Below are 26,320 nucleotides of genomic sequence, written 5' to 3' on the forward strand. Positions count from 1 at the left end.
TAAAAATTGGGGGTTATTTTAGTATGTACATTGCAATACCGGTTAAGATTGCAATAATTAAGGCAAGTCTATAAGTAGATTTACTATCGGCTTTTGCGTTGGATCTTGTTCTGTTCCATTCGCCTCTTAAATTGTTCTTAGACAAAGTGACTTCAAACTCAGTGTCATCAGAAGCGTTTTCTTGTTTGTAACGCTGTTCTATAGCCTCCAAACGTTCTTTACGCTCATCATAATAACGAGGTTTGTAGTTAAATACGTAATGCCCTGTGGGCTTAAATGGAGTTTTAAACATAGTATAAAAGAAAAAACATTATCATCAAATTTACGAAAAATTCGACAATAATGTTTTGATATTTAAAGAAGGATTAGCGTTTGTTTAACTCAGCCATTTTAATAGCAGCAACAGCACACTCAATCCCTTTGTTTCCTAATTTACCTCCAGATCTATCTAAAGATTGTTGTTTGTTGTTATCGGTTAACACACAAAAGATAGTAGGAGTATCGTATTGTATGTTTAAATCCTTAATTCCTTGGGTTACACCTTCACAAACAAAATCAAAATGTTTGGTTTCTCCTTGAATTACGTTTCCAATCGCAATGATAGCATCTACATTTCTGCTTTCTAACATTTTTTTACAACCGTAAATCAATTCAAAACTACCAGGAACTTTCCAAGTAATAATATCTTCTTGAGCCACACCATTGTCTAACAAAGTGTCTATAGCTCCTAAAGTTAAGTTTTCTGTAATTTCAGGATTCCATTCAGAAGTAACAATTCCAAATCTATATCCTTTTACATTAGGTAAACTTTCTTTATCGTAAACAGATAAGTCCGTTGTAGCCATTAGTTAGCGTATTTAGCTTGGTTAATGTATAAATCTATATTTCCTGCTTGAGAAGAAGTAGCATAGTCTTCTTTAATACTTGTAAACAATTCTTCTGCTTTGCTATAATCTTTTAAAGACAAGGCTAATTTACCCGCTTTTAATAAAAATACAGGAGCAATGGCTTTGTTGTCTGATGTAGATGCTGCTTTAGAATAATAGTTTAAAGCTTCTTCGCTATTGTTGTTTGCTAAATAAGCATCTCCAATACTACCTTTAATTACTGAGTTTAATACCACATCATCCGTAGTAACGTCTTTTAAATACTCAATAGCATTGTCGTACTCTTTAATGTTTAAATAAGAAATACCTGCATAGTATTTTGCTAAGTTTCCAGCTTCTGTACTTCCGTATTGTTTTGCAATGTCAATCAATCCAAAGTTACCTTCTGCACCGTTTAAAGCTGTTTTAAAAGCTTCAGAATCGTTACTACTTGTCGCTTTTGTAAACTCTTGTTTAGCAAAAACCAAAGCATTAGCCGCTTTCTTTTGTGTAGGAATCTCTATAAACTGCGTATATCCCATGTATCCAAAAATAATAACAACAGCTGCTATTAAAGCAATAAACAAAGGTTTGCTATTTTTCTCAATCCATTTTTCAGATTTGTTAGCAGTTTCATCTAAGGTGTTAAAAACCTCTGCTGTAGTGCTGTGCTCTGCAGTTCCGTTATTGTCTACGATTACTTCTTCTTCATTTTCAATCGTCTTTTTGTATCCTCGTTTTTGGTATGTAGCCATGGAATTTTATAATATTTTATTGATTAACTTCTTTTGTGAGTTGGACAAAAATAGTTTTTTTAATTGAATATCAAAACAGCCAATTCACCAAAAAAGTGATAAATTGCGAAACCTTTTTTAATACGACCCAATAAAAATGCATCTTCAAAAATTATCCTTAGTAAATTATAAGAATCTATCATCAGAAAACTTTGATTTTGATGCCAAGATTAATTGCTTTGTAGGGAACAATGGAGTGGGGAAAACCAACGTGTTAGATGCTATTTATTACCTTTCTTATACCAAGAGTTACTTTAATGCTGTGGCTACACAAAACATTAAACACGGTCAGGAGTTTTTTATGGTAGAGGGAGACTACTTAATGGAAGAAGATAGGGTAGAAAAAATTGTTTGTAGCTTAAAAAAAGGAACTAAAAAGGTCGTAAAACGAAATGGAAAGGCTTATGATAAGTTTTCGGACCATATAGGAAACTATCCTTTGGTCATTATTTCTCCATCTGATAGAGATTTAATTGTAGAGGGAAGTGAAACCAGACGTAAGTTTATGGATGGTGTTATTTCTCAACAAGACAGTCATTATCTTCAAAATTTAATCAACTACAACAAGGTACTTACTCAAAGAAATGCCTTGTTAAAATATTTTGCAGCCAATCGTATTTTTGATGCGTTAAACTTAAGTGTTTATAACGAGCAACTATCCAATTTAAGTGCCTACATTTACGAGAAACGTACTTGGTTCTTAAAAGAATTTGCTCCTATTTTTAATAGTTGTTATCAAGAGATAAGTAATTCTAAAGAAGAGGTAAAATTGTTGTACAAAACACAATTACACGAGAAACCTTTGTTGGAGTTATTTGAGGAAAACTTGCCAAAAGATAGAATGTTGCAATACACATCGGTAGGGATTCATAAAGATGATTTACAGTTTGAGTTGAATGACTATCCCATTAAAAAGTTTGGTTCTCAAGGACAACAAAAGTCGTATTTAATTGCGTTAAAATTGGCTCAGTTTGAGTTTATGAAACAGGTAACAGGTAAAAAACCTATTTTATTGTTTGATGATATTTTTGACAAATTAGATGAAAACCGAGTAACTCAGGTAATTAATTTGGTGAATAAAGATCATTTTGGACAAATTTTTATTACCGATACGCATAGCGACAGAACAGAAGCTGTTGTAAAAAAAACAAATCAACCCTATAAAATATTTCACTTGTAATGGCAAAACGTAAAGTAGATCAGCGAACAGTAAGACAAAGTGAAGCCAACCCTATGAGTGCTTTAATGAAACAATTTATCAAGGTAAATAATCTAGAAAAAGGATTTCAAAAAATTAATGTAGAAGAGGAGTGGGTAAAGTTAATGGGACCTGGTGTAAAATCTTACACGGAAAGAATTAGCTTAAAAGGGGGAACCCTAATTGTTAAAATATCTTCTGCAGCCTTACGTACGGAATTGAGTTATGGTAAAGAAAAAATTCAAAGCATGATGAACGAAGCTTTGGGAGAAAATACCATTACCAAAGTAATTCTGAATTAAAACAAAGTAGTACTAATAAATATACTACTAACAAAAGTACGGTTAGGTGCTTGAATATCTGTTTCTAATAAGAAACTTCCTCTATATCCTATTCCAATTTCTGCCTGACTAATATTAAAAAAAGTATTGTCAAAAACAGTTTCAAAACCAATAGAATTTTGTTTTGTAATTCTATTATTAGGAAGTGTAAGCGTACTAAAGTCTGCAAATAAATTAGCCCTAATTCTTTTAAAATAAGTAATTCCTGCTATCCCAAAATCAGGATAAAACAAGGGGAGTTGGTAGTTGTAAGACAAACGATTTGCTTCTATAGAAGGGATGTCATGATATCCTCTAGCATAGGTAAAAGTATCTGCTTGTAATTGATCGTCATTTCTTTGATAATTAAAAGAAACATAACTGTTATGATTTGCTAAAATCCCAGGCAAATACAATCTGTTTACAGAAGATAGATAGGTAGCATTGTTTCCAGAAATTCCTTTATGATAATTAGTAAGACTAATAAAACCAGCTCTTGTATTAATGTTCTGAGTGGCTTTTCTCCTTTGTACAGATAGTAATAATTGTGTGCTATATGCTGAAAATTCCAAATCACCTAAACTTTCTTCTTGGCTATTTTCATTAAGAGTAAATTTAGAGTTAAAACTTTTATTGTACTCGTATCCAACATCAAATTGAAAGTTCTGTGTATAGTTTCCTTTTATTTGAGTTAATGGAATGCTTATACTTGGTGTTAGCTTTACACTGTTAAAACTAATGGCTCCATTGTAAAAGTTATTATCATTTGTATTAAGAATGCTAGTATTAAAATCTCTATAAACATATTCTAATCCTAAGTTTAAAACAGGAAACCATTTTTTATATGAGGCAATAGCTCCAATACCATAAGAGTTGTTTTCGTTTAAATAAATATCGGTATTTACATTCATGCTAAAATCGTTTAGAAGATTGGTAGCAGTGGTGTTTACAGAAATTACTTGATCGCTAAAACTGTATCCCCAGTCGTGAAAACTTAAATCCTCAAAAACAGAAGTATACTCTTTTTGGTAATATTTTTTAGTGGATATTTTATCTAGAATATTTCCTTTTTCAAAAGCAACGGTTTTACTGTTATTCCAATCCATCAATACAGGTTCTTGGAATTCAAAATCTTTTTGCTCAAGTTTAGTTACGGAAATTTTAGAGCCCCTACTTGTTAGTTCTGTAAAGTAAACTTGTTGGTCTTTTACAAAAGGATAATAAGCACCAATGTTAGCATTGGTTAGTTGATGAATAGTAGAACTTCCATCTAATGGAGTTTCATAAATATTGTCAATTCCATTAAAAGAAGCACTGTAGTACACACTGTTTTTATCCACTCTTATGTTGTCAATAACATGATGAGTCCATGCGGTTAATTGTGTTTCTTTTGCATTTTCATCTATTTTAAAAATGGCTAGTTGATGACTTTGTTTTTTAATAAATACAAAATGATGTTCATCGATAAATTGAGGTCTACTTACAAAACCATCTACAGGAATTTGTTTGATGATTTTTCCGTTGTTAGCATGTAACACAACAATTTTGCTTTTGTTTTGATTGACTTCTGCAACAATAATTTGTTGATTGTTTGTGTTAAAACTAGGAGAAAAGTATCTTTTTTTATACGTGATTCTTTTTCTTGTTTTTAAAAGGATATCATACACATAAACATCATTATAACTAGAATTGTTATATCTAGGGTTTAGTGTAATTCCCGTATAAACCAATTGATGTTGATGGTAATTAAAATAAGGATCTATATTTTGTATAGCTGTTGCAATTTTGGTTTCGTTTCCAGAATTGTCTATTTGGTAAAAGGTTGGGATTTTATCAAAAGAGTTTTTTAAAGCAATGATAGTTCCATCTTCCATGACTTGTGGATACTGATAGCTAGCCACTGTGCTGTTCTCTTTGCTAAGTTGTGTGTAGTTTTGTACGTTTAAAGAGTCTCTTTGTGCAGCCCACAAACGCTGATTTTCTTCGGTTGATTTTTGATACAGTTTTAGCGTTCCCAAACCGGTTTCTCTTTTTAACTGAACACTAAATCCATAAAAAGGAAATCGAAATCCGGCAGCTTTACTGGCAATATTATCTAAGCGACTCGCATCAAAATGATTGCGATAATAGTTTAGCATTTGATACCCTGTTTGGTAATGATTGGGAATTAAATCTTTGTAAGAACTGTTTCTAAGCTTAGCGTAGCTGTAAATTTGCTGATCTTTATACAAAGCTCTTTGTAGGGCTGTAAAATTAGGCAAACGTCCTCTACCACTTTGGCTTAAAGCCGTTTCCATAACAACAGCATCTCCTTCAAAATACCAGTTAGGAACACTTAAAATACTTCCTACAGCCCAACCAGATTCTCCAAACAAATAATATAAAAATTTGGTCAATCCCGTTTTGTGATTTAAAAATTGCTGAACGTGTCTGTATTCGTGAATAGCCAAAGTACTAATCCAATTGGTAGATCCCAAAGCCTTAAATTCCTGTGGTGGTGTGTTAAAAAACTCACTTCTAAAAGGACTATAAGTTACAAAACCATTAGATTCTACCGAATTTGCTCTTAATACAATGTTTACAGGTTGGTAGTGATAACCAATAGATTTGCTATTGTTTTTTTGAACATAAGAAATAGTGTTTGCTACTTGTTGTGCTTCTTTTTCTTGTCCAATTTTGTAAATAATATTTACATAGGTACTTCTTAATTTAGCCCATTTTTGTGGCTCGTGCTGATCTTGAGCCCAAAGAATAAACGGAAGTAGGTAAATACAGTTTTTAATAATTTTTTTGAATAACATAGCAGTTTTTAAAAACAGAAACCTATCGTTTTCTGTAATGGATTTATTTTTTTCTTTTTGCAGCGACCACCAATTCAATTTTATCCACAGTAGTACTAGTGGTAAACATTCCGTAATTAATCAGTACTTTTTTCTTGTCAATTTTTTCAATGGTTCCACAAGCTCTACTGTCAATTAATCGTACTTTATCATCTACTTTAAACACATAGCTTGCTTTTTTTTCTGCAGCAATTTTTTCTTCTTTAACCTTTTCTTTTCTTACCTCTACTACTTTGTTTAAAACTTCTTTTTCTACCTGTTTTAAAACTTGGGCAGCTTGCTTTTTAGCTTTTTGCTCTTTTGCTTTTTGTGGCTTTGTTTTTTTAACTTTAGGATGTGCCTCGTTGTATTTTATTTTTTCAATTAATACCCATTTTTCAAATTCAGACTTAAATTCCTTTTTGTTATTGGTTTGAAAGTATTTGTTTAGCAACTCATTAGTTTTCCTACCAATGCTTAATATTTTCTGATTGGTATCGTACAAGGTCTGAAAACTTTCTAATTTTTCTTGAATTTTAGATTCTTTTTCAGCCAACAAATCAGCATGTACTTTTGCTTTAGAGCTTTGATGCTCCATGTCTAAGGTATTTCTTTGTAAATTACTACGTTCTTGTTGTAGCTTAGAAATAGTCTTGTCAAAACGGACTTTAGATTTGTCTATTTTCTTTTTAGCTCTGTTAATTAAGCTGAATGGAATTCCGTTTTTCTGAGCAACTTCAAAGGTAAAAGAACTACCAGGTTGCCCAATTAACAACATAAACATAGGTTCTAACGTTTTGCTATTAAAAGCCATGTTGGCATTTACTACGTTTTCCAATTCATCGGCCAATACTTTTAAATTGGTGTAGTGAGTGGTAATAATTCCAAAAGCTCCTTGCTGATAAAATTCTTCTAAGAAAATTTCGGCCAAAGCTCCCCCTAGTTCTGGATCGGAACCTGTTCCAAATTCATCAATTAAAAACAATGTGTTGTTGGTACATGTTTTTAAAAAACCTCGCATGTTTTTCAATCGGTAACTATAAGTACTTAATTGATTTTCTATGGATTGATTATCTCCAATATCGGTTAAAATATGATCAAAAAAGTGAGTACTACTGTTTTCGTGTACGGGAATTAAAATTCCACTCTGAATCATTACCTGTAGCAGTCCAATAGTTTTTAAAGTGATACTTTTTCCTCCTGCATTGGGTCCCGAAATCACAATAATTTGTTGTTGCTTGTCTAAATTTAAAGATTGTGGAACAACAGGTAATTTTAAACTTTTATTTTTTTGTAACAATATAGGATGATAAGCATCTATATAATTAATAGCTTGTTCTTTAGAAAAATCGGGTTTTACACCGTTAATGTCTTGTGCATATAATGCTTTTGCTTTTAAAACATCTAAGGCTATTAAAAGCGTTAAGTATTCTTTAATTAAGGGAGCAAAAGGACGAATCTCATTGGTTAAAATTCTTAGAATTCTGTCAATTTCTTGTTTTTCTTCTAAAACCAATTCTTGTAACTGTCTGTGGTAATTTAAAGTACTTTGTGGAGCTATAAAAACAATACTTCCTGTTTTAGAAGTTCCTAAAATGCTTCCTTTTACTTTTTTACGGTGAATGGCTAAAACGGCCAATACGGGCTGATTTTCTATAATAGATTCACGAATATCATCTAAATAACCTGCTTTGTTGTACTTGGCTAATTCGCTGTTAAAAGAACTACTAATCTGACTGCGAACTTCATTTAAAGCTTTGCGAATTCTATGTAAAAGTTCAGAAGCTTTGTTGTGTACCTCTCCATAATTGGTGATGACTTTAAAAATAGCATCTGTAATGCTTTTGGTAAATTCAATATCCTGTGTTAATAAAGAGAGTGTAGGGTAGTAGTCTTTAAATTTTTGAAAGTGTACAATTAATTCGTTAGAAGTGTTAGAAATGTTCGCTATTTTTAAGAAAGCATCGGGTAATAATTTACTGTTTTCAATTTTTAACAACTTTACTTCCTTTTCAATATCATCAAAATAATGATTGGGAATTCTATTTTCGCTAACCAAAGAACCTAAATATTCGTTTACTTGAGCCAAAGCAATCTCTAAATCTGGTTTGTTGGCATAAGGAACAATGTTTAAAACTTGTTCTTTTCCTTGTTCAGAGGTACAGTGTTGAGCGATGTTTTCTAAAATAATGGAAAACTCTAAATCTTGTAACGTTTTACTATGTATTTGACTCATGCTTTTAATTGTATACTTACCGTAGATATTGTTATTTTGTAAGCAGAACAAAAATACACATTCAAACAGAAATATGCAGAATCTACTTCCAAATGATTGGCAACAAATTCTAAAACAAGAATTTACTAAAGAATATTGGCCAGAATTGCTTGCTAAAGTAGAAAATGCTTACGAAGAAAAGGTATGTTATCCTCCTAAAGCGGCTATTTTTAATGCGTTTAATTACTGTACTTACAAAGCGGTTAAAGTGGTCATTATTGGTCAAGATCCTTATCACGGAAAAGGACAAGCTAATGGTTTGTGTTTTTCTTATGTAGATGATAAAAAGTTTCCACCTTCTTTAAAAAACATATACAAAGAAATTGTAACCGATTTAGAGATAGCAATGCCAACTAGCAATGGCGATTTAAGTACTTGGGCAAAACAAGGAGTTTTGTTGTTAAATGCAACATTAACGGTAGAAGAAGGTAAGCCTAATAGCCATCAAAAATTTGGATGGTCTCAATTTACAGATACGGTAATTCAAACCTTAGCAAAACAAAAGGAAGACCTTGTGTTTTTGTTATGGGGAGGTTTTGCGCAAAAAAAAGCAAGTTTAATAGATGCTAACAAACATCTAATTTTAAAAGCAACACATCCATCGCCACTAGGGGCTAACAAAGGAGGTTGGTTTAATTGCAAGCACTTTTCAAAAACAAATGCGTATTTAAACCAAAAAGGGAAAAAAGAAATTAATTGGAAAATAGAAGAGCTAAATCAACCACCCACTCTTTTTACTTTGTAACCATCCTTTTTAAGGATCTCCATAATCTTGTCTCTATGTTTTCCTTGGATGATAATTTCACCATCTTTAATACTTCCACCAACTCCACACTTGTTTTTTAACAATTTACCAAGTGCTTTTAAATCATCATCAGTACCTACAAAACCTCTAATAACAGTAACGGTTTTTCCACCACGACCCTTACTAGAAAATACAGCCTCTAACTGTTGTTTGTTGTTAGGTAATGTTTCTTGTTCGGTTTCTCCGTTATCAAAATAAACATCATCATTGGTAGAGTAAGCAAAGGCTCCTAATGCTGATAAATCGTTTAATTTTTTAGCCATTATTTGTTTTGATTGATTTTTCTTTGACAAAGATAAGAATAGTTATGAGTTGTATAACCAATCCTATACCGATAGATAGGTAATAGGGGATTTTTATAAAATCGGTACTAAAGTCTCCTATAACCAATCCGAAAAGAATAAAAATACATCCTGTAAAAATTAAAAATAACTTTAAATTATTTAAAACGTTGTGTTTTTTATTGCTGCTCTTTTTCCGTCTATATTTCCTTTTTCTTGCAGAAGGCACACTCATCTCTTTCTCTTTTTTATCAAAAATATAAAAAAGAGATCAAAAATCAGGAATTACTTAATTAATCCTAACTCTTTTAGTCTTTCTGTTAAAAATTCACCAGCAGTAATATCTTCAAATTGTTTTGGATTTTCTTCTGAAACACAGTTAGTTAAGCATTTTAAATCCATAGTTGGAACAGGATGCATAAAAAAGGGCATTGAGTAACGAGAAGTTCCCCACAACTCTTTTGGAGGGTTTACTACTTGATGAATGGTAGATTTTAGCTTGTTGTTGGTTAATCTAGCCAACATGTCTCCTACATTAATCATTAATTCGTCAGGTTGTGCAATGGCATCTATCCAATTTCCTTGTAAATTTTGTACTTGTAGCCCTTTACCCTGAGCCCCCATTAATAAAGTAATTAAATTAATGTCTCCATGAGCAGCGGCTCTTACAGCTCCTTTTGGTTCTGTTTGAATAGGAGGGTAGTGTATAGGTCTTAAAATACTATTTCCGTTGTGAATAAATTCATCAAAATAGAATTCGTTAAGGTCTAAGTAAATAGCCAAAGCTCTTAATACATACTTGGCTGTTTTTTCTAGTTGTTGATAAACTTCTTTTCCTACTGTATTAAATTCAGGAAGTTCTTCTACAATAACATTAGGAATCAATACTTTTTGTAAGATCTCAGAAATTTGTTCCTGCTCATCTACATATTGACCAAAATGCCAGAATTCCTTTAAATCTCCTTCTTTTTTTTCTTTGGCACTTTCTTTTCCAAAAGAGGTATAACCTCGTTGTCCCCCTAATCCATCAATCTCGTATTTAGCTTTGACTTCTTGTGGTAAATTAAAAAAGTTTTTTACTTCTTTGTAAAGTTTCTCAACCAAGGCATCAGATAAGAAATGTCCTTTTAAGGCTACAAAACCAATGGTGCTAAAAGCAGCTCCTATTTGGTTTACAAATTGTTCTTTATGGCTTGCGTTTTCTGATAAGAATAACTGTAAGTCTACAGATGGAATTTTTTGCATGGCTTATTTTTTATAAAGAGGAATTCTATAAGATATGGTGTAGTTGATATTGGCTCCAGATCCATTTTTAGTAATATTACCAAAGCCAGGACTGTAGGTGTTTTCTAAATTACTAGGTTCTTTGGTGGCAATCATTTTATTTACGTTTACCATAAAGCCAAAGTATAAATTTTTAAAAACTTCTACTTTAATTCCGGCAACCAATTCTAACCAATGTGCATTTAAATCGTTGTATTTGGTGGTAGTTGTAACTTCTTTGGCTTCAAAATATTCACCTTCTTGAAAAACAGTATAGCTGTTTAATTGATTAGAAAAAGTAGCAAAACCATAGCGAGCACCTACATACAATTCATTGTCCATATCTAGCCAGTTGGTATACAAGTTGTAATTAATACCTGCCTTTAAATAACTTCCTTTAACAGTGTGATTAAAGGTGTCTTCTTGAATGGTTCTGTCTGAATAGCCGGCTTCTGCAGCTATAAATAATTGAGTGCTTACTCTATAATCGGCAACAATTTCTCCTCCTTTAAAATCTCCCCATGTATAAGCTAAAATGGGTTTTATAATGTCAACACCTATTCTAAGTCCATAGGTTTTAGGATTGTAGAAAGGATTGATACTGTCTTGCACAACAGCTACAGTATCTGCTTCTGTAACTATTTTGTTTGCAATTGCTTGTCCTTTGTTTTCTTGAGCGACAACACTTTGTTGCATCAAAAATAAACCTAAAAAACTAATGATATATTTTAACATGAGCTTCTGTTTCATTGGTGATACTTTCTGTTGTTGTTTCGCTATCTAAAAGCCAATCAGCATTGGTGGTACTGATAGTTACATTGTTAAAAATACTTTTAAATCCACAAGACTTAGATACGTATTGGTCTTCTGTAGTATAGTTAATAGTAATGTCTTCTACACTTCCGTTTCCAAGATCATCTTGCCTAGATAAATGATAAACTACAGAATTATTTTGAGTGTCTAAGGGAAGTTCTAAAGAACCTGTATCGCTAATGGTTCCATTAAAAATAGTATCCTTGGTGGTATTAGCCCATACAATTAAATCTATTTCTTTTAAATTGTCTCTTTCCGTATTGTTGTAAAATTCAATCACTAAATTAGGAGTAGTACTGTCTAAACAAAATTCATCTTGGCAGCTGTTAAAGGCTATAAAAGATGTTATAATGAATAAGGAGAATATAAGTTTCTTCATGCGGTCAAAGATAATAGATTTCATGTAACTGTAAACGTAGATGCCAATTTCTTAGTACAAAAAAAGAGGATTACTTTTTAAAGTAATCCTCTTCTATTTATTATGTAAAAAGCTTAGTCTCTTTTACGTCCCCAACTCTTGTTTTGAACACGAGAAGAAGATCCACTGCTTCTGCTTTCTCTATCACGGTTTCCACCAGTACTTTCTCTACGTTTTCCTTTAAAGTCACCACCATCTCTACGAGGTCCTCTATCTCCTCCACGGAAATTTCCACCATCTCTACGAGGTCTTCTGTCACCACCGCGACCACCACCTCCGCCAGAACGACGTTTCTTAGTGATTTCTACGTTTACAGATCTTCCTTCAAACTCTGGAGAGTTTGATAAGAAAGCTTCAATAGTTTCTTTTTCAAAGTTTTTGTCTAATTCAAAGAAAGAAAAAGTATCTAAAATTTCAATCTGACCGATTTCAACATTGTTGGTAATGTTCTGATCGTTAATTAATCCCATCAATCTTGGTGGAGTTAAACTATCTTTTCTACCAATGTTAATAAAGAAACGAGACATGTTTTCATCATCTCTTCTTCTTCCTCTATCGTCAGCCTCTCTAGGAGCTCTGTTGTCATTAATGTCATCTGCTTTAGAATAGTATTCTAAGAAAGCATTAAATTCTACAGAAATAAATTTTTGAATTAATTCTTCACGAGACAATCCTTCAAATTCAGAGTAAATGTTTTCTAAGTAACCAGAAATAGCTTCTGTGTTAATCTCAGTATTTTTTACTTTTTCTACTAATTTGAATAATTGAATTTTACAAATTTCTGTTCCACTAGGAACTTCTCTTTTGATAAATTTCTTTTGAATTTTACGTTCAATAGGTCTTAATTTTCCAACTTCTCTGTTGGTAACTAATACTATAGAAACACCTTTTTTACCAGCTCTACCTGTACGTCCACTACGGTGTGTATAAGCTTCGTTTTGATCTGGTAATTTATGGTTAATTACGTGTGTTAAGTCCGTAACGTCCAATCCACGAGCAGCAACATCTGTAGCTACTAACATTTGAACTGTTTTTTTACGGAATTTTTGCATCACACTATCACGTTGTGCTTGAGACAAGTCTCCGTGTAATGAATCTGCACTGTATCCATCTGCAATTAATTTTTCTGAAACTTCTTGACACTCACGTCTAGTTCTACAGAAAATAATTCCATAAATATCTGGGTTCACATCCGCAATACGCTTAATAGCAGCATAACGGTTTCTTTCTGTTACAACGTAATATTCGTTACTAACATCATCAGAACCTGTGTTTTTTGTTCCTGCAGAAATTTCAACAGGGTTGTGCATGTAATTACGTGCAATCGCTTCAACCTCTCTTGGAAAAGTTGCAGAGAATAATAAAGTTTGCTTGGTTTCTGGAGTAGATTGTAAAACAGCATCCAAATCATCTTTGAATCCCATGTTTAACATTTCATCTGCTTCATCTAACACCAACCATTGTAAGTTTCCTAATTTAAGTCTTCTTCTGTTGATTAAATCTACAGTTCTACCAGGAGTACCTACTACTATTTGTGCACCTTTATTTAATTTTCTAGTTTGGTCTTCAATACTTGCTCCTCCGTATACAGTAACAACTTTTAAACCTCTTATGTTTTTAGAAAATTTTTCAATTTGATCTCCAATTTGTACAGCCAACTCACGTGTTGGTGATAAAATGATAGCTTGAACATTGCTGTTATCTACATCTATTTGCTGAATAATTGGTAAACTAAAAGCAGCTGTTTTTCCTGTTCCTGTTTGTGCAAAAGCTTTTAAATCATCAGTAGATGATATTACCTGTGGTACGGCTTTTTCTTGTATTTCTGACGGAGTTTCATACCCCATATCAATAAGTGCCGAAAGAATTTCTTCTTTCAAGCCTAATTCGCTGAATGTCGACATATAGTTTGTTTAATGATCCACAAACCTATACGACAAGTTTGCAAATCTGATTATAAAAATGCAAATATACGGTATTTAATTAGACTGACCTAGTGAATCACACTCTGGTGTCTAAAAAAGAAAATAAAGGTTTTAAATGATGGATTTAAATACGAATTAAAACTCTAATTTATTTGTTGTCAATTAGTTTAAGAATAACTTTGTGTTTTGATAAAAAAAAATAATGAGATCTTTTGCAAACTTTTTACAACAGTAGAGGTCTAAGAAGTAGAGAACAGCAGTTTATTTTAGATTGGCTAAAACAATTTTTTTGAAAAACGAAGCAGATTTTATTGAACAATTATTAAATTCTAAAAAGCGAGAGAAAGCTTTTGTGAGGCTGTTAGATCTTTATCAGGAAAGATTGTATTGGCATATACGTAAATTAGTGGTGAGTCATGAAAACGCAAATGATGTATTACAAAACACCTTTTTAAGGGTCTATAAAAGCTTGCCTAACTTTAAACAACAAAGTTCTTTACATACTTGGATGTATAAAATTGCCTACAATGAATCTATAAGGTTGTTAGAAAAGGAAAATAAAAAAAATCAGGTTTCCTTAGATGATGTAGAACAGAAACATTTAGATAATTTAATGGGAAGTAGTTATTTTGATGGAAATGAAGTTCAGATAAAACTTCAGAAAAGTCTTTTAAGTTTAAACGACAAACAGAGAAAGGTATTTCAAATGAAATACTATGATGATTTAAAATTTAGAGAAATTGCAGATATTTTAAGTATCAAAGAAAATACGGTAAAAACTACCTATTACGGAGCCGCCAAACAGATTGAAAAATCGATGTTAGCCGTAACACAAATAGGAATTAATATATAAGAAACTATGGATTTAAAAAACAATCACACAGATTCTAACCACAAATTAAATAGTCATATTTCGTTTGATAAAGTAAGAAAACAGAAGCATGAAGAAGAATTAGGCTACACCCTTCCTGAAGGATATTTTTCGGCCTCTAAAAATGAAATTCTAAGGCAAACTGTTTCTAAAAATAAAAAAACTAGAATTATAAAGTTGATCAGTTTATCTGCTGTAGCAGCCGTTTGTGCCTTTTTCTTTTCTACAGTTAAATTCACAAACGATGTAAGTACAGAAGTTGTGATTAATGATGAAGAGAGCCAGATTTTAATTTCTGCACTTTTTGTAAATGATAAAAAATTAGAAATATTATCGGATGCTTATATGCTAGAAGAATTGTACGAAGAACAGGATGTAGTTAACTAGGATAGAGAGTGTTTATTAAAAAATAAATAAAATGAAAACAATTAAAAACATATTCTTAGCTTTTTTTGTGGCAATGCTGAGTATTGTTTCTGCGCATGCTCAAGATGAAAAATGTGTGAATAGTGGGTCTTTAACAGCTGCTCAAAAAGAAATGATTCATGCTCAGAGAGAAAAAATTAAAGAGAATAAAGAGGCTTTTAAAGCCATGTTAACCAAGGAACAATTGGCTATTCTTGAAAATAAAGAAATGACTAGGAGTGAAAAAAGAGAGGCTTTAAAAAATTCTTTCACAGAGGCTCAGAGAAAAATCTTAATAAAGAGTAAGGAAAGACTTAGAAAAGACAAAGAAGCTTTTATGTCAACATTAACAGAAGAGCAAAAGGAGCTAATGCATGCTAGAAGAAAGGCATATGAAGAAAAATGTAAAAATGGTGATGATTGTAAGGAAGAAGAAATGAGAGGTAGAAGGGGACATGGATACAATCATGAGTAATTATATTGTAAGATCTATATAAATTAAAAAGCGGCTTGTTACCTAACAAGCCGCTTTTTTTATGCCGTAATTTTAGGCTATTATAGTTTGTGGATTTTTTTATACTCCAACCAATCTAAATATAAGTTTTCGGTTTTCGTTCTAGCCCAAGGGGTGGTTCTTAAAAACTTTAGGCTACTTTTAAAAGTAGGGTTGTTTCCAAAACACTTAATTCCTGTTTCTTTTTCCATTTCTTCCCAACCTAGGTTTTCAATCAATTCGGTAAGAATATCGGCTAATTTAATACCGTGTAGCGGATTATTTGCTTGTGTCATAAATCGTAAATATAAATACAAAAATAAGCTCAAAAAATGAATAAAGGAACTAAATGTAATAAGGAATATGGTTTAGAATTCTGTTTTTAGGATAAAAAGACCAAATATTTTGATGAACTAGCGTTATTGCCCAAAATTTTCTTTCATAGTGTATAATTTGTGTGCATGCGTAAACCAGTGATTTTTTGAATTAAACATATTGTTTTTTTAAAGTCTAACACTAGAACATTTAAATCAAAAATTAAAAGAGAGTATGAACTATTTATTAAAATTATTGTTTTTGTTAGTGTTATTCTTAAAGGTAGGTTTGTTTAGTAGCAGTGCCCAAAAGAAACCTAATTTACTTTATATTATTACAGATGAACATAACTTTAGAACTATTGGAGCTTATAGAGAGTTACTGTCTAAAGAAGAAGCTTTTATGTGGGGTAGTACAGTTGTAGAAACCCCTAACTTAGATTATTTAGCTCATAATGGAGCTATTTTAACAAGCATGTATGCTGCCTCTCCTTCGTGTACACCGTCAAGAGCGGCTATGTTTACAGGTAGCTATCCTCACACGGTTAAAATGCCTAAAAACGGATATGTATTGGATCACAATATTGCTACTCTAGCAGATGTTTTAGTAGAAAATGGCTATGAAACAGGGTATACAGGTAAATTGCACTTAATTGGGCATCCTAAACCTAATTGGTCTCCAGAATATAGTTACGGATTTCAACATAAGAAGTACATGTTTAACGGGGGGCATTGGAAAAAGTTTGAGCTAGATAATTTGGGAAATCCCAAAGTAGGAAGCGTAAATGCTAAAGGAGAGCCTAACACAAAATTAAATGGTGCCGATGAAAAATCTTTTGCTACGGATTGGTTAACAGATAGAGCGCTTGAATTTATAGATTCAAAAAAAGATTCAAAAGCTCCGTTTTTTCAGGTGATTAGTTTTCCAGATCCTCATACCAATAATACAGTAAGAGCTCCGTACGATACTATGTATAATAGTAAAGATATTGAATTACCTAAAACGTTTAGCTTAACGTTTGATACTGATAAGCCAGGTTGGTGGAATCCAGAATTAGATTTTGCTGCCAATAAAAAATCAAACAAAAAGAAAAAAAAGGATGAGAATGAACATACTGATTCAGGAAAGTTTAAAAAAGGATATACCCCCGAAAAAATAAAAACAAAATTAAAAAGTGATATTACTCAGTACTTTGGAATGGTAAAATGTATTGACGATAATATAGGTAAGATAATTCATAGATTAAAAAAGAACGGACAATTAGAAAATACAATCATCATCTTTTCGTCTGATCATGGAGATTTATTAGGAGAATATGGTAGAGATAACAAAGGAGTTCCTCAAGAAGGATCTGCTAAAATTCCATTTATTGTTTATTATCCTAATTTAATAAAACCAGGAACTATTGTAAACAAAGCTGCTAATAATACCGATTTAATGGATACCGCATTGGCTTTAATGGATGTTACAGATTTTGACCCAAATACAACAGAGGGTAGAGATATTAGTCCTTGGTTGTTAGGAAAAGAGAAGGAATCTTTAGAAGATATTACTTTTGTAACCTATCAATGGTGGACAGCTGTAATAACAGATAGATATAAATTAATTTTAGACAAAGGTATGACCAAGCCTTGGCTAATTGATTTAGAAAAAAATCCAGATGAGTTAACCAATTTTATTGATGACCAAGCCTATCAGCCAATTGTTAAAAAATTAGCAAAAGCATTAAAAGAGTACGGAAAAAAACACAAAGATCCTGTGGTTTTAGATGCTAAAATTAACAGTCAATTAAATAAACTGATCTAAAAAAAATAAAAAAGAGACAAACAGCTTACTTGTAAAAGGTAAGCTGTTTTTTTATGGAATCCTTAAAATAAAAAAGTTACAGAAATCAATAGCCGTAAAATAGACACGTTTTTGTACTTTTGCACCAAATTTAAAAGAAGAGTCATGTTAACAGTTTCAAATCTATCGGTACAATTCGGTAAAAGAGTATTATTCGATGAAGTGAATACAAAATTCGTACAAGGAAATTGCTATGGGGTTATTGGAGCCAACGGAGCAGGAAAATCTACTTTTCTAAAGATCATATCTGGAAAAATGGAGCCTACTTCTGGTCATGTAACTTTAGATCCAGGAAAACGTATGTCTGTATTAACTCAAGATCATTATGCTTTTGATGAATATACAGTGTTAGAGGCAGTGTTAATGGGAAATAAAGAACTTTATAAAATAAAGTCAGAAATAGATGCCTTGTATGCTGATTATACAGATGAAAATGCTGAAAAAATTGGAGAGCTACAAGTAAAGTTTGAAGAAATGGATGGTTGGAATGCCGATGCAGCTGCTGCGACCATGTTGTCTAACTTAGGAATTAAAGATGATATTCATTATACTTTATTAGCCGATTTAGATGGTAAAACCAAAGTACGTGTGTTATTAGCACAATGTTTGTTTGGTAAGCCAGATGTGCTAATTATGGATGAGCCTACCAACGATTTGGATTTTGAAACCATTGCTTGGTTAGAGAACTTTTTAGCTAATTATGAAAATACAGTAATTGTAGTATCGCATGACCGTCACTTTTTAGATGCAGTTTGTACACATATTTCTGATATCGATTTTGGAAAAATTAATCATTATTCAGGAAACTATACATTCTGGTACGAGTCTTCTCAGTTAGCAGCTAAACAACGTCAGCAAGCCAACAAAAAAGCAGAAGATAAAAAGAAAGAATTAGAAGAGTTTATTCGTCGTTTCTCTGCAAACATGGCAAAATCTAAACAGGCTACCTCTCGTAAGAAAATGATTGAAAAATTAAATGTGGACGATATCCAGCCATCTAGCCGTAGATATCCAGCCATTATTTTTGATAGAGATAGAGAAGCAGGAGATCAAATTTTAAACATAGAAAACTTATCAAAAACCTTTGAAGGAGAAGTTTTATTTAAAGATATTGATATCAATTTATCTAAAGGAGATAAAGTTTTAGTCGTATCTAAAAACTCTAGAGCAGTTACAACTTTCTACCAAACAATTATGGGGAATGAAACGGCTGAAACGGGTGAATACAAATGGGGTATTACAACCAACCAATCGTATTTACCATCAGATAACTCTGAGTTTTTTGTAGACGAAAAATTAAACTTGGTAGACTGGTTACGTCAGTATGCTAAAACAGAAGAGGAGAGAGAAGAGGTTCACTTAAGAGGTTTCTTAGGGAAAATGATTTTTAGTGGAGAAGAAGCGTTAAAAAAATGTAACGTTTTATCTGGAGGTGAAAAAGTACGTTGTATGTTGTCTAGAATGATGATGACAAGAGCAAATGTTTTAGTTTTAGATGAACCTACCAATCACTTAGATTTAGAATCTATTCAAGCATTAAACAACTCTTTAAAGAATTTTAAAGGAACCGTATTGTTTTCTACACATGACCACGAATTTGCACAAACAGTAGCTAATAGAATTATAGAAATTACTCCTAAAGGTGTTATTGATAAATACGCTACTTTTGATGAATATTTAGACGATCCAAAAATTAAAGAATTAAGAGCTAAAATGTATGAATAGTATATTTTTAAAAAAGCATAAAAAAAGCGAATCCTAATTTTAGGATTCGCTTTTTTATTTATAAATAATTTGTTGTTATTCTACAGCATCCGTAACAGATAAATCTACTGCACCTTTTATTTCGGTAGACATTTCTCCTAGCCATCCCATTTCTACTTGGGCACCAGTGTATACTTTTACAAAGTCAATTCCTTGTAAAGTAACAGGGTCCATATTGTCATCTACAGCCCAGTCAATATCAAAAGCATTTCCATTTCCATTTTTACTATAATCAGCATCATAATTATCTACATATCCCCAGTCTAAAGGTTCTGTGGATATAAAACCAGTACCCTTTACAGTAGGAAAAATTCTAGTACCTACGTAGGTAACTTGTTCCTGTTCTTCTATAAAAAGAGGGTATTTGTTAAGCGTTCCCGCACTAACACTTCCGTTATTTCCTTTGTTGTCTGTCCAGGTAACAGCCTCAGTATCGCTTTTAGGGTTGGTGTAGGTTGTTTCGTATTTGTATATAGTTCCTGCTGTTTTATGTGCGCTTCCCGCAATTTCATACCAAGTATCATCTGCTAAACCATTTCCATTTTCATCAAAAGAAACTTGTACAATTCCGGGTTCAGAAAAAGAAGAAAAAGCATTTCCATAAATAATAAAATCTTTATCATTTGTTCTGTTAACTACGGTATGATCAAAAGTAAATACAATAGAACCACCCCAAGCACCTAAAGAAATAAGTCCTGTTTTTCCACCTACTATTGTTTCGGCAGATTCTAAATTTCCTAGATTTTTATTAATATATAATCCTGCTGCGGGTCTATATGATAAAACTTCAGAAATATACTTGCTACTTTCTGTGGTAATAGGTCTTGCATATGCTGCATAAACGTCTACCGTTTCAATGGTTTCTTCTTTTTCACAAGCAGTGAATGTAAAAAGAGATAAGCCTAAAAATGCTGCTAAAAAATGTTTGTTTGTCATTTGTTTGTATTTAAAATAGTTGATAATTCACATTATTTTAAAAACAAAACACCAAGGAATGATAGGATAAATCCAATAAAATTTACCCAAAGCTATAACTCCCGAAAGCTTTGTTTTTTGTGATTATTGGCAGGTATTCTGACTCATTCCACTTGGTTAACCCTTCCCATCTTGTTACAGACAGTGGTATGTTAAAAAGTGTTTTCTGTAATTAAACAGAGGAATTTACAGCAGCGGGAACTGTTCAGGATTTACACCTGATTCCCTTTTAATGCACTTACTTTAGTATAAATAAGCGCAACCAAAAATCGGTGCAAAACTATAATATTTTAAAGTCTAAATAAAACAAAAAAAGAAATATAAATTAAAAGCTTGTTACATTGAGTTTTAGGTAGGAGTCACTGTGAGTTTAAGATGATTTAGAGAGATAAAAAAAGCCTACTTTTTTAGTAGGCTTTTTTTTATTCTTGTAATTCATCAATAGTTTTGTTGATGTATTCATGATAAGATGAATTAATGTTTAACCATCTAATAGCTGAACTTAAAGTGCTGAATGTTTCGTAATCACGGTCTGTAAAGTTTTCGTTGATAGAAAAAATCATAGAAGTAACAACTTGTTCCGTATTAGAGGTTAGTACAGCTAATCTTGCTAAACCTGTAAGTTTTAAGTTGTCAAACACCCAAAGTCCTAAAGCATCAAGCTCTTCTTTAGTGATGTTAATAATTGAATTTCTAATGTCAATAATAAAAACAAAATCAGAATTAAATTTAGGATCGTTTATTATTTTTAACATAGATTTTTTAGTGGCATCAAGTGTTAAAACACCTTGATAGTACTCAATAATCAAACCTACCTCATCTAAAATGACGTATTTTTGAATACCTATGTTAATATTATGCTCTATTGGTGCATTCATGTTGGGGTGGGGTATGTGTATATATGTTTATAAAAATAGTCTTTTTTTTAGTTTTTCAAAACTGTGAGATAACGTAGTCTATAAAATAAAAAAATGGATTTCTCAATCCTGTTTTACTAGTATAATCTTTTAAAATTCTTAATCTTCTCAATTCTCTGTCTTTAATACTAGCATAATAAACCTTATATTTGCTCGTCAAAATAATAGGTAAGAATTATCCGTAATTCCGACCTATTAGCCAAAGAAAAAATATGGCAAATATTAGAGAAGAAATAAAGAAAAGAATTTTAGTGTTGGATGGTGCTATGGGTACCATGATTCAGCAATACAAATTTACCGAAGAAGATTATAGAGGAGAGCAGTTTAAAGACTGGCATGTTTCTGTAAAAGGTAATAATGATATGTTGTCTATAACACAACCTACAGCCATTAAAGAAATACATGCAAAGTATTTTGAAGCGGGTGCAGATATAGCAGAAACCAATACGTTTTCTAGTACGACCATTGCGATGGCAGACTACGAAATGGAAAATTATGTGTATCAACTAAACTATGAATCTGCAAAAATAGCCAAAGAAGTAGCAGATGAGTTTACGGCTAAAGAACCACACAAACCTCGTTTTGTAGCAGGTTCTATAGGACCTACAAACCGTACGTTAAGTATGTCTCCAGATGTAAACGATCCTGGATTTAGAGCGGTAACTTTTGATGAGTTGCGCATTGCTTACAAACAACAAACAGAAGCTTTGTTGGATGGTGGGGTAGATGTTTTATTGGTAGAAACTGTTTTTGATACCTTAAATGCAAAAGCAGCATTGTTTGCTATTGAAGAGGTAAAAGCAGAAAGAGGAATTGATGTGCCAGTAATGTTAAGCGGAACCATTACGGATGCTTCTGGTAGAACGTTATCAGGACAAACTGCTGAAGCTTTCTTAATCTCGGTGTCTCACATTCCTTTGTTAAGTGTAGGATTGAACTGTGCTTTAGGAGCTGATGCTTTGGTACCTCACTTAGAAGCTATTGCTAGCAATACACAATACGGAGTTTCTGCACATCCAAATGCAGGGTTGCCCAATGCTTTTGGAGAGTATGATGAGTCTCCATCACAAATGGCCTCTCAAATTCAAGGATATTTTGATAAGAATTTAATCAATATTATTGGAGGATGTTGTGGTACTACACCAGCACATATTAAAGCCATTGCAGATATTGCTGCAGTAGCAGAACCAAGAAAAGTAATCGCCTAATGAAAACAAAGTGGAAAAAATACTATCCTTATTTTTTAGACGTATGGCAATACGTTTTTATTGTGGTGTTTTTCATTATTGCATCATTAGTGATTTTATAAATATAGCCCTTTGGGCAAAAAGATTTAAGCCTTAAAAAGCATGAGTAAAATTAAGCAAACAAAGTACATGAAGTTATCAGGATTAGAACCTTTGGTTTTAGGTCCCGATATGAATTTCATCAATGTAGGAGAACGTACCAACGTAGCCGGATCTAAAATGTTCTTAAGGTTAATCAAAGAAGAAAAATTTGATGAAGCCTTAGCAGTAGCATTACATCAGGTAGAAGGAGGAGCTCAAATCATTGACATTAACATGGATGATGGTTTGATTGATGGAAAAGAAGCCATGGTTCGTTTCTTAAATTTAATCATGGCAGAGCCAGACATTGCTCGTGTACCTATTATGATTGACTCTTCTAAGTGGGATATCATAGAAGCTGGTTTGCAAGTAGTACAAGGTAAATGTGTGGTAAACTCCATTTCTTTAAAAGAAGGGGTAGAGAACTTTAAAGAACAAGTTCGTAAGCTTAAAATGTATGGAGCAGCTGTTATTGTCATGGCTTTTGACGAAGACGGACAAGCAGATACTTACGAGCGTAGAATAGAAATTGCAGAAAAATCTTACCGTATAATGGTGGATGAATGTGGTTTCCCTTCAGAAGATATTATTTTTGATTTAAACATATTCCCGGTAGCCACAGGAATGGAAGAGCATCGTAGAAATGCCATCGATTTTATTGAAGCTACACATTGGGTACGTACCAATTTAGAAAACGCAAGTGTAAGTGGTGGGGTAAGTAATGTTTCTTTCTCGTTTAGAGGAAACAATCCTGTACGTGAAGCCATGCACTCGGTGTTTTTGTACTATGCCATCCAAAAAGGAATGAATATGGGAATTGTAAACCCAGCCATGTTGGAGGTTTATGATGACATTCCTAAAGATTTATTAGAACATGTAGAAGATGTAATTTTAGATAGACGAGACGATGCTACCGAAAGATTATTAGATTTTGCAGAAAGTTTTAAAGGAGAAAAAAAGACAGAAGCTCAAAAATTAGCTTGGAGAGATTTGCCTTTACAAGAAAGAATTACCCACGGATTGGTTAAAGGGGTAGATCAATTTATTGTAGAAGATGTAGAAGAAGCTCGTTTACAAGTAGCCAAACCTTTAGAGGTAATAGAAGGTCATTTAATGATCGGAATGGGAGTGGTTGGAGATTTGTTTGGTGAAGGAAAAATGTTCTTACCACAAGTAGTAAAATCTGCTCGTGTTATGAAAAGAGCCGTAGCTCACTTAATGCCTTTTATTGAAGCAGCTAAAGATGAAAACAGTCCGCCACAAGGAAAAGTATTGTTGGCAACCGTAAAAGGAGATGTACACGATATTGGTAAAAACATTGTGGGAGTAGTATTGGCCTGTAACAACTATGCTATTGTAGATTTAGGAGTAATGGTACCACCCGAAAAAATATTACAAGCAGCTATTGATGAAAAGGTAGATGTGATTGGATTGAGTGGACTAATTACACCTTCTCTAGATGAAATGGTACACATTGCTAAAGAAATGAAACGATTGAATTTTACCATTCCATTGTTGATTGGAGGAGCTACAACATCCAAAGCACATACAGCTGTTAAAATTGCACCTGAGTATGATGGAGGTGTGGTTCATGTCTTAGATGCTTCTCGTTCTGTTCCAGTTACCAGTACGCTAATTGGAGAGGATAAAAAGATTTCTCAAGACTTTAAAGACAAAACCTATGCGGAATACGATAAAGTTCGTGAAGGGTTTTTGAGTAGAGGACGTAAAAAAGTATACTTGCCTTTGGCAGAAGCTAGAGCCAATAACTATAAGCTAGAATTTAATCTAGAAACCGTATATACTCCTAACAAAACAGGAGTGCAGGTAATTGATGATTTACCTTTAGAAGAATTGGTTCCTTATTTAGACTGGACTCCATTTTTTCAATCTTGGGAATTGCACGGAAAATATCCTGCTATTTTAGAAGATGAAATTGTAGGAGAGCAAGCCAAAGATTTGTTTAAGGATGCCAAAGAAATGTTGGACAAAATTGTTAAAGAAAAATGGTTTGTTGCCAAAGCTGTTTACGGATTGTTTCCAGCAAATACGGTGAACTCGGATGACATAGAAATCTATACAGATAACAGTCGTTCAGAAACCATTCAGACCATGTTAACCTTACGTCAGCAATCTAAAAAAGCAGCAGGAAAACCACATATTGCTTTGTCTGATTATGTAGCCCCTAAAGAAAGTGGTTTAGAAGATTATATTGGAGCATTTTGTGTAACTGCAGGTTTTGGAGTAGAAGAAAAGGCTGAGGAATACAAACAAAACTTAGATGATTACAATAGTATTATGGTAAAAGCTTTGGCAGATAGATTTGCAGAAGCCTTTGCAGAATACTTACACGATAAGATTCGTAAACAAGATTGGGGATATGCCAAAGGAGAAGATTTATCTAACGAAGATTTAATTAAAGAATCTTACCAAGGAATTCGTCCTGCACCAGGATATCCATCTTGTCCAGATCATACAGAAAAATCACAATTGTGGGAATTGTTAAATGTAAAAGAGAACATTGGAGTAGAGCTAACAGATAGCTTAGCAATGTTCCCAACAGCATCTGTTTCTGGACATTATTTTGCACACAAAGATGCTCGTTATTTTGGATTGGGTAAAATCACCAAAGAGCAAGTTCACGATTTTGCAAACAGAAGAGGTTTAACCCATGCAGAAGCAGAAAGATGGTTAAGTCCTAACATGGCAGAGGAGTAGAATTTTTGTAAGTATCAAAACGATTGATAGACCTATAAACAAAAGCGATTATATAAAACTTTGATTAGTTGAATAATTGTATATTTTTGTTTGTACAAAAGATAGATTAACAACATTAAAAAAAATAAAATTATGGCATTAGAAATTACAGATGCAACGTTTGAAGAAGTAGTATTAAAATCAGATAAGCCCGTATTAGTTGACTTTTGGGCAGCATGGTGTGGACCATGTAGAATGGTTGCTCCTATTATTGATGAGTTAACGGAAGAGTATGATGGAAAAGCAGTAATTGGTAAAGTTGATGTAGATGCTAACCAAGAGTTTGCAGCTAAATATGGAGTACGTAACATTCCTACCGTTTTAGTTTTTAAAGGTGGAGAAGTTGTAGATAAGCAAGTTGGAGTAGCTCCAAAAGCAACCTATGCAGCTAAAATTGATGCAGCAATATAAGTTGTCAATTATAGATACAAAAAAAAGATTCCAATTTTGGAATCTTTTTTTTTGCGTAAAATTCTGGTTATTAATAAGCTATGTTTTTTAGAAGAAAAAAAATAAAAAAAAGCTTACAAACCCTTTGCACAACTGTGATTTAGTTGTATATTTGCAACCGCTAACAGCAACGGTCTGGTAGTTCAGCTGGTTAGAATACCTGCCTGTCACGCAGGGGGTCGCGGGTTCGAGTCCCGTCCAGACCGCGAAAGCCTCAAACATATGTTTGAGGCTTTTTTTTTGCGCATTAAATGAATTCTGTGTTAAATAGGATCATGGATCATACCTAAAAGTTGTGTTTTAGGCAAAAATATTAGTCAATCTAAATAGGAAGAATTCAACGTTTTTAACACCTCTGAACTGAGCTCTAAAAGCTTTGATTTTGGCATTGAAAGATTCAGCAGCAGCGTTTGTACTTCTATT

The 26,320-nt window shown here is 32.7% G+C and carries 26 protein-coding genes, 1 tRNA gene and 1 riboswitch; of the genes, 12 read left to right on the forward strand and 15 right to left on the reverse strand.

What is annotated here, in order from left to right; translation table 11 throughout:
* Positions 1-13: 13 nt before the first annotated feature.
* The 3 genes from GGR97_RS10800 to GGR97_RS10810 form a co-directional block, all read right to left on the reverse strand.
* Positions 14-292, reverse strand: a complete 279-nt coding sequence (locus tag GGR97_RS10800) for a hypothetical protein (protein ID WP_167898532.1) — start codon at positions 290-292, stop codon at positions 14-16.
* A 73-nt stretch (positions 293-365) separates the two neighbouring features.
* On the reverse strand, positions 366-845 hold the full coding sequence (gene ribH / locus GGR97_RS10805) for a 6,7-dimethyl-8-ribityllumazine synthase (protein WP_167898533.1): 480 nt from the start codon (positions 843-845) through the stop codon (positions 366-368).
* Positions 845-1,621: a tetratricopeptide repeat protein gene (locus GGR97_RS10810; RefSeq protein WP_167898534.1), complete on the reverse strand. Its 777-nt coding sequence runs from the start codon at positions 1,619-1,621 to the stop codon at positions 845-847. Before GGR97_RS10810 ends, ribH begins: the two co-directional genes overlap by 1 nt.
* Before the next feature lie 136 nt (positions 1,622-1,757).
* Between GGR97_RS10810 and recF the strand changes: the two genes are divergently transcribed.
* Both recF and GGR97_RS10820 read left to right on the forward strand, forming a co-directional pair.
* Positions 1,758-2,840, forward strand: coding sequence for a DNA replication/repair protein RecF (gene recF / locus GGR97_RS10815; protein WP_167898535.1), 1,083 nt, complete (start codon positions 1,758-1,760; stop codon positions 2,838-2,840).
* The gene (locus GGR97_RS10820; protein WP_167898536.1) at positions 2,840-3,160 is read left to right on the forward strand and encodes a DUF721 domain-containing protein; all 321 of its coding nucleotides are present in this window, start codon (positions 2,840-2,842) and stop codon (positions 3,158-3,160) included. The genes recF and GGR97_RS10820 overlap by 1 nt, the downstream gene beginning before the upstream one ends.
* Here GGR97_RS10820 and GGR97_RS10825 read toward each other — a convergent pair.
* Positions 3,157-5,979 (reverse strand): TolB-like translocation protein, encoded by a 2,823-nt coding sequence (locus GGR97_RS10825; protein WP_167898537.1) that lies wholly within the window; start codon positions 5,977-5,979, stop codon positions 3,157-3,159. The genes GGR97_RS10820 and GGR97_RS10825 overlap by 4 nt on opposite strands.
* A gap of 43 nt (positions 5,980-6,022) precedes the next feature.
* Complete coding sequence (locus GGR97_RS10830; RefSeq protein ID WP_167898538.1) at positions 6,023-8,233, reverse strand: endonuclease MutS2; 2,211 nt, start codon at positions 8,231-8,233, stop codon at positions 6,023-6,025.
* Between the two features lie 73 nt (positions 8,234-8,306).
* Here GGR97_RS10830 and ung point away from each other — a divergent pair, with 73 nt between their 5' ends.
* Positions 8,307-9,017: a uracil-DNA glycosylase gene (gene ung / locus GGR97_RS10835; RefSeq protein WP_167898539.1), complete on the forward strand. Its 711-nt coding sequence runs from the start codon at positions 8,307-8,309 to the stop codon at positions 9,015-9,017.
* On the opposite strand, the gene GGR97_RS10840 is transcribed toward ung, so the two are convergent.
* The 6 genes from GGR97_RS10840 to GGR97_RS10865 all read right to left on the reverse strand — a co-directional run bounded on the left by GGR97_RS10840 (position 8,990) and on the right by GGR97_RS10865 (position 13,756).
* Positions 8,990-9,340: a translation initiation factor gene (locus GGR97_RS10840; protein ID WP_167898540.1), complete on the reverse strand. Its 351-nt coding sequence runs from the start codon at positions 9,338-9,340 to the stop codon at positions 8,990-8,992. The two genes, ung and GGR97_RS10840, sit on opposite strands and share 28 nt — an antisense overlap.
* On the reverse strand, positions 9,333-9,593 hold the full coding sequence (locus GGR97_RS10845) for a hypothetical protein (protein ID WP_167898541.1): 261 nt from the start codon (positions 9,591-9,593) through the stop codon (positions 9,333-9,335). Before GGR97_RS10845 ends, GGR97_RS10840 begins: the two co-directional genes overlap by 8 nt.
* A 50-nt stretch (positions 9,594-9,643) precedes the next feature.
* Positions 9,644-10,603 (reverse strand): isopenicillin N synthase family dioxygenase, encoded by a 960-nt coding sequence (locus tag GGR97_RS10850; protein ID WP_167898542.1) that lies wholly within the window; start codon positions 10,601-10,603, stop codon positions 9,644-9,646.
* 3 nt (positions 10,604-10,606) lie between these two features.
* The gene (locus tag GGR97_RS10855; protein ID WP_245229494.1) at positions 10,607-11,371 is read right to left on the reverse strand and encodes a DUF6048 family protein; all 765 of its coding nucleotides are present in this window, start codon (positions 11,369-11,371) and stop codon (positions 10,607-10,609) included.
* A complete protein-coding gene (locus GGR97_RS10860) occupies positions 11,337-11,813 on the reverse strand; it encodes a DUF6452 family protein (protein WP_167898543.1) in 477 nt (158 codons plus the stop codon). The genes GGR97_RS10855 and GGR97_RS10860 overlap by 35 nt, the downstream gene beginning before the upstream one ends.
* Before the next feature lie 113 nt (positions 11,814-11,926).
* Positions 11,927-13,756 carry a DEAD/DEAH box helicase gene (locus GGR97_RS10865; protein WP_167898544.1) on the reverse strand — a complete coding sequence of 610 codons (1,830 nt, stop codon included), beginning with the start codon at positions 13,754-13,756 and terminating at the stop codon, positions 11,927-11,929.
* Between the two features lie 310 nt (positions 13,757-14,066).
* Here GGR97_RS10865 and GGR97_RS10870 point away from each other — a divergent pair, with 310 nt between their 5' ends.
* From GGR97_RS10870 to GGR97_RS10880, 3 genes are read left to right on the forward strand one after another with little or no spacing between them, the layout of a single operon-like run.
* Complete coding sequence (locus tag GGR97_RS10870; protein WP_167898545.1) at positions 14,067-14,630, forward strand: RNA polymerase sigma factor; 564 nt, start codon at positions 14,067-14,069, stop codon at positions 14,628-14,630.
* Between the two features lie 6 nt (positions 14,631-14,636).
* The gene (locus GGR97_RS10875; protein WP_167898546.1) at positions 14,637-15,035 is read left to right on the forward strand and encodes a hypothetical protein; all 399 of its coding nucleotides are present in this window, start codon (positions 14,637-14,639) and stop codon (positions 15,033-15,035) included.
* Between the two features lie 31 nt (positions 15,036-15,066).
* The gene (locus GGR97_RS10880) at positions 15,067-15,528 is read left to right on the forward strand and encodes a hypothetical protein (RefSeq protein ID WP_167898547.1); all 462 of its coding nucleotides are present in this window, start codon (positions 15,067-15,069) and stop codon (positions 15,526-15,528) included.
* 80 nt (positions 15,529-15,608) lie between these two features.
* On the opposite strand, the gene GGR97_RS10885 is transcribed toward GGR97_RS10880, so the two are convergent.
* Positions 15,609-15,842 (reverse strand): VF530 family protein, encoded by a 234-nt coding sequence (locus GGR97_RS10885; RefSeq protein WP_167898548.1) that lies wholly within the window; start codon positions 15,840-15,842, stop codon positions 15,609-15,611.
* Between the two features lie 253 nt (positions 15,843-16,095).
* On the opposite strand from GGR97_RS10885, the gene GGR97_RS10890 reads away from it, so the two are divergent.
* Entirely contained in the window at positions 16,096-17,667 is a 1,572-nt protein-coding gene (locus tag GGR97_RS10890) for a sulfatase family protein (RefSeq protein ID WP_167898549.1), read from the forward strand.
* A 144-nt stretch (positions 17,668-17,811) separates the two neighbouring features.
* A complete protein-coding gene (locus GGR97_RS10895) occupies positions 17,812-19,431 on the forward strand; it encodes an ABC-F family ATP-binding cassette domain-containing protein (protein ID WP_167898550.1) in 1,620 nt (539 codons plus the stop codon).
* A gap of 75 nt (positions 19,432-19,506) precedes the next feature.
* On the opposite strand, the gene GGR97_RS10900 is transcribed toward GGR97_RS10895, so the two are convergent.
* Positions 19,507-20,406 carry a hypothetical protein gene (locus GGR97_RS10900; RefSeq protein ID WP_167898551.1) on the reverse strand — a complete coding sequence of 300 codons (900 nt, stop codon included), beginning with the start codon at positions 20,404-20,406 and terminating at the stop codon, positions 19,507-19,509.
* Positions 20,407-20,517: 111 nt separating this feature from the next.
* Positions 20,518-20,727: riboswitch (cobalamin riboswitch) on the reverse strand.
* A gap of 140 nt (positions 20,728-20,867) precedes the next feature.
* A complete protein-coding gene (locus GGR97_RS10905; protein ID WP_167898552.1) occupies positions 20,868-21,323 on the reverse strand; it encodes a hypothetical protein in 456 nt (151 codons plus the stop codon).
* 251 nt (positions 21,324-21,574) lie between these two features.
* Between GGR97_RS10905 and GGR97_RS10910 the strand changes: the two genes are divergently transcribed.
* The 4 genes from GGR97_RS10910 to GGR97_RS10925 all read left to right on the forward strand — a co-directional run bounded on the left by GGR97_RS10910 (position 21,575) and on the right by GGR97_RS10925 (position 26,103).
* Positions 21,575-22,570, forward strand: coding sequence for a homocysteine S-methyltransferase family protein (locus tag GGR97_RS10910; RefSeq protein WP_167898553.1), 996 nt, complete (start codon positions 21,575-21,577; stop codon positions 22,568-22,570).
* A 141-nt stretch (positions 22,571-22,711) separates the two neighbouring features.
* Entirely contained in the window at positions 22,712-25,408 is a 2,697-nt protein-coding gene (gene metH, locus GGR97_RS10915) for a methionine synthase (protein ID WP_245229495.1), read from the forward strand.
* Positions 25,409-25,540: 132 nt separating this feature from the next.
* Positions 25,541-25,858, forward strand: a complete 318-nt coding sequence (gene trxA / locus GGR97_RS10920) for a thioredoxin (RefSeq protein WP_167898554.1) — start codon at positions 25,541-25,543, stop codon at positions 25,856-25,858.
* Between the two features lie 171 nt (positions 25,859-26,029).
* Positions 26,030-26,103: transfer RNA gene (locus GGR97_RS10925), tRNA-Asp, on the forward strand.
* A gap of 94 nt (positions 26,104-26,197) precedes the next feature.
* On the opposite strand, the gene GGR97_RS15370 is transcribed toward GGR97_RS10925, so the two are convergent.
* Positions 26,198-26,320, reverse strand: a 123-nt coding sequence (locus GGR97_RS15370; protein ID WP_167898555.1) for a transposase, incomplete at its 5' end; no start/stop codon positions are given.

The sequence above is a fragment of the Wenyingzhuangia aestuarii genome (assembly GCF_011927765.1).
Taxonomy (GTDB): Bacteria; Bacteroidota; Bacteroidia; order Flavobacteriales; family Flavobacteriaceae; genus Wenyingzhuangia; species Wenyingzhuangia aestuarii.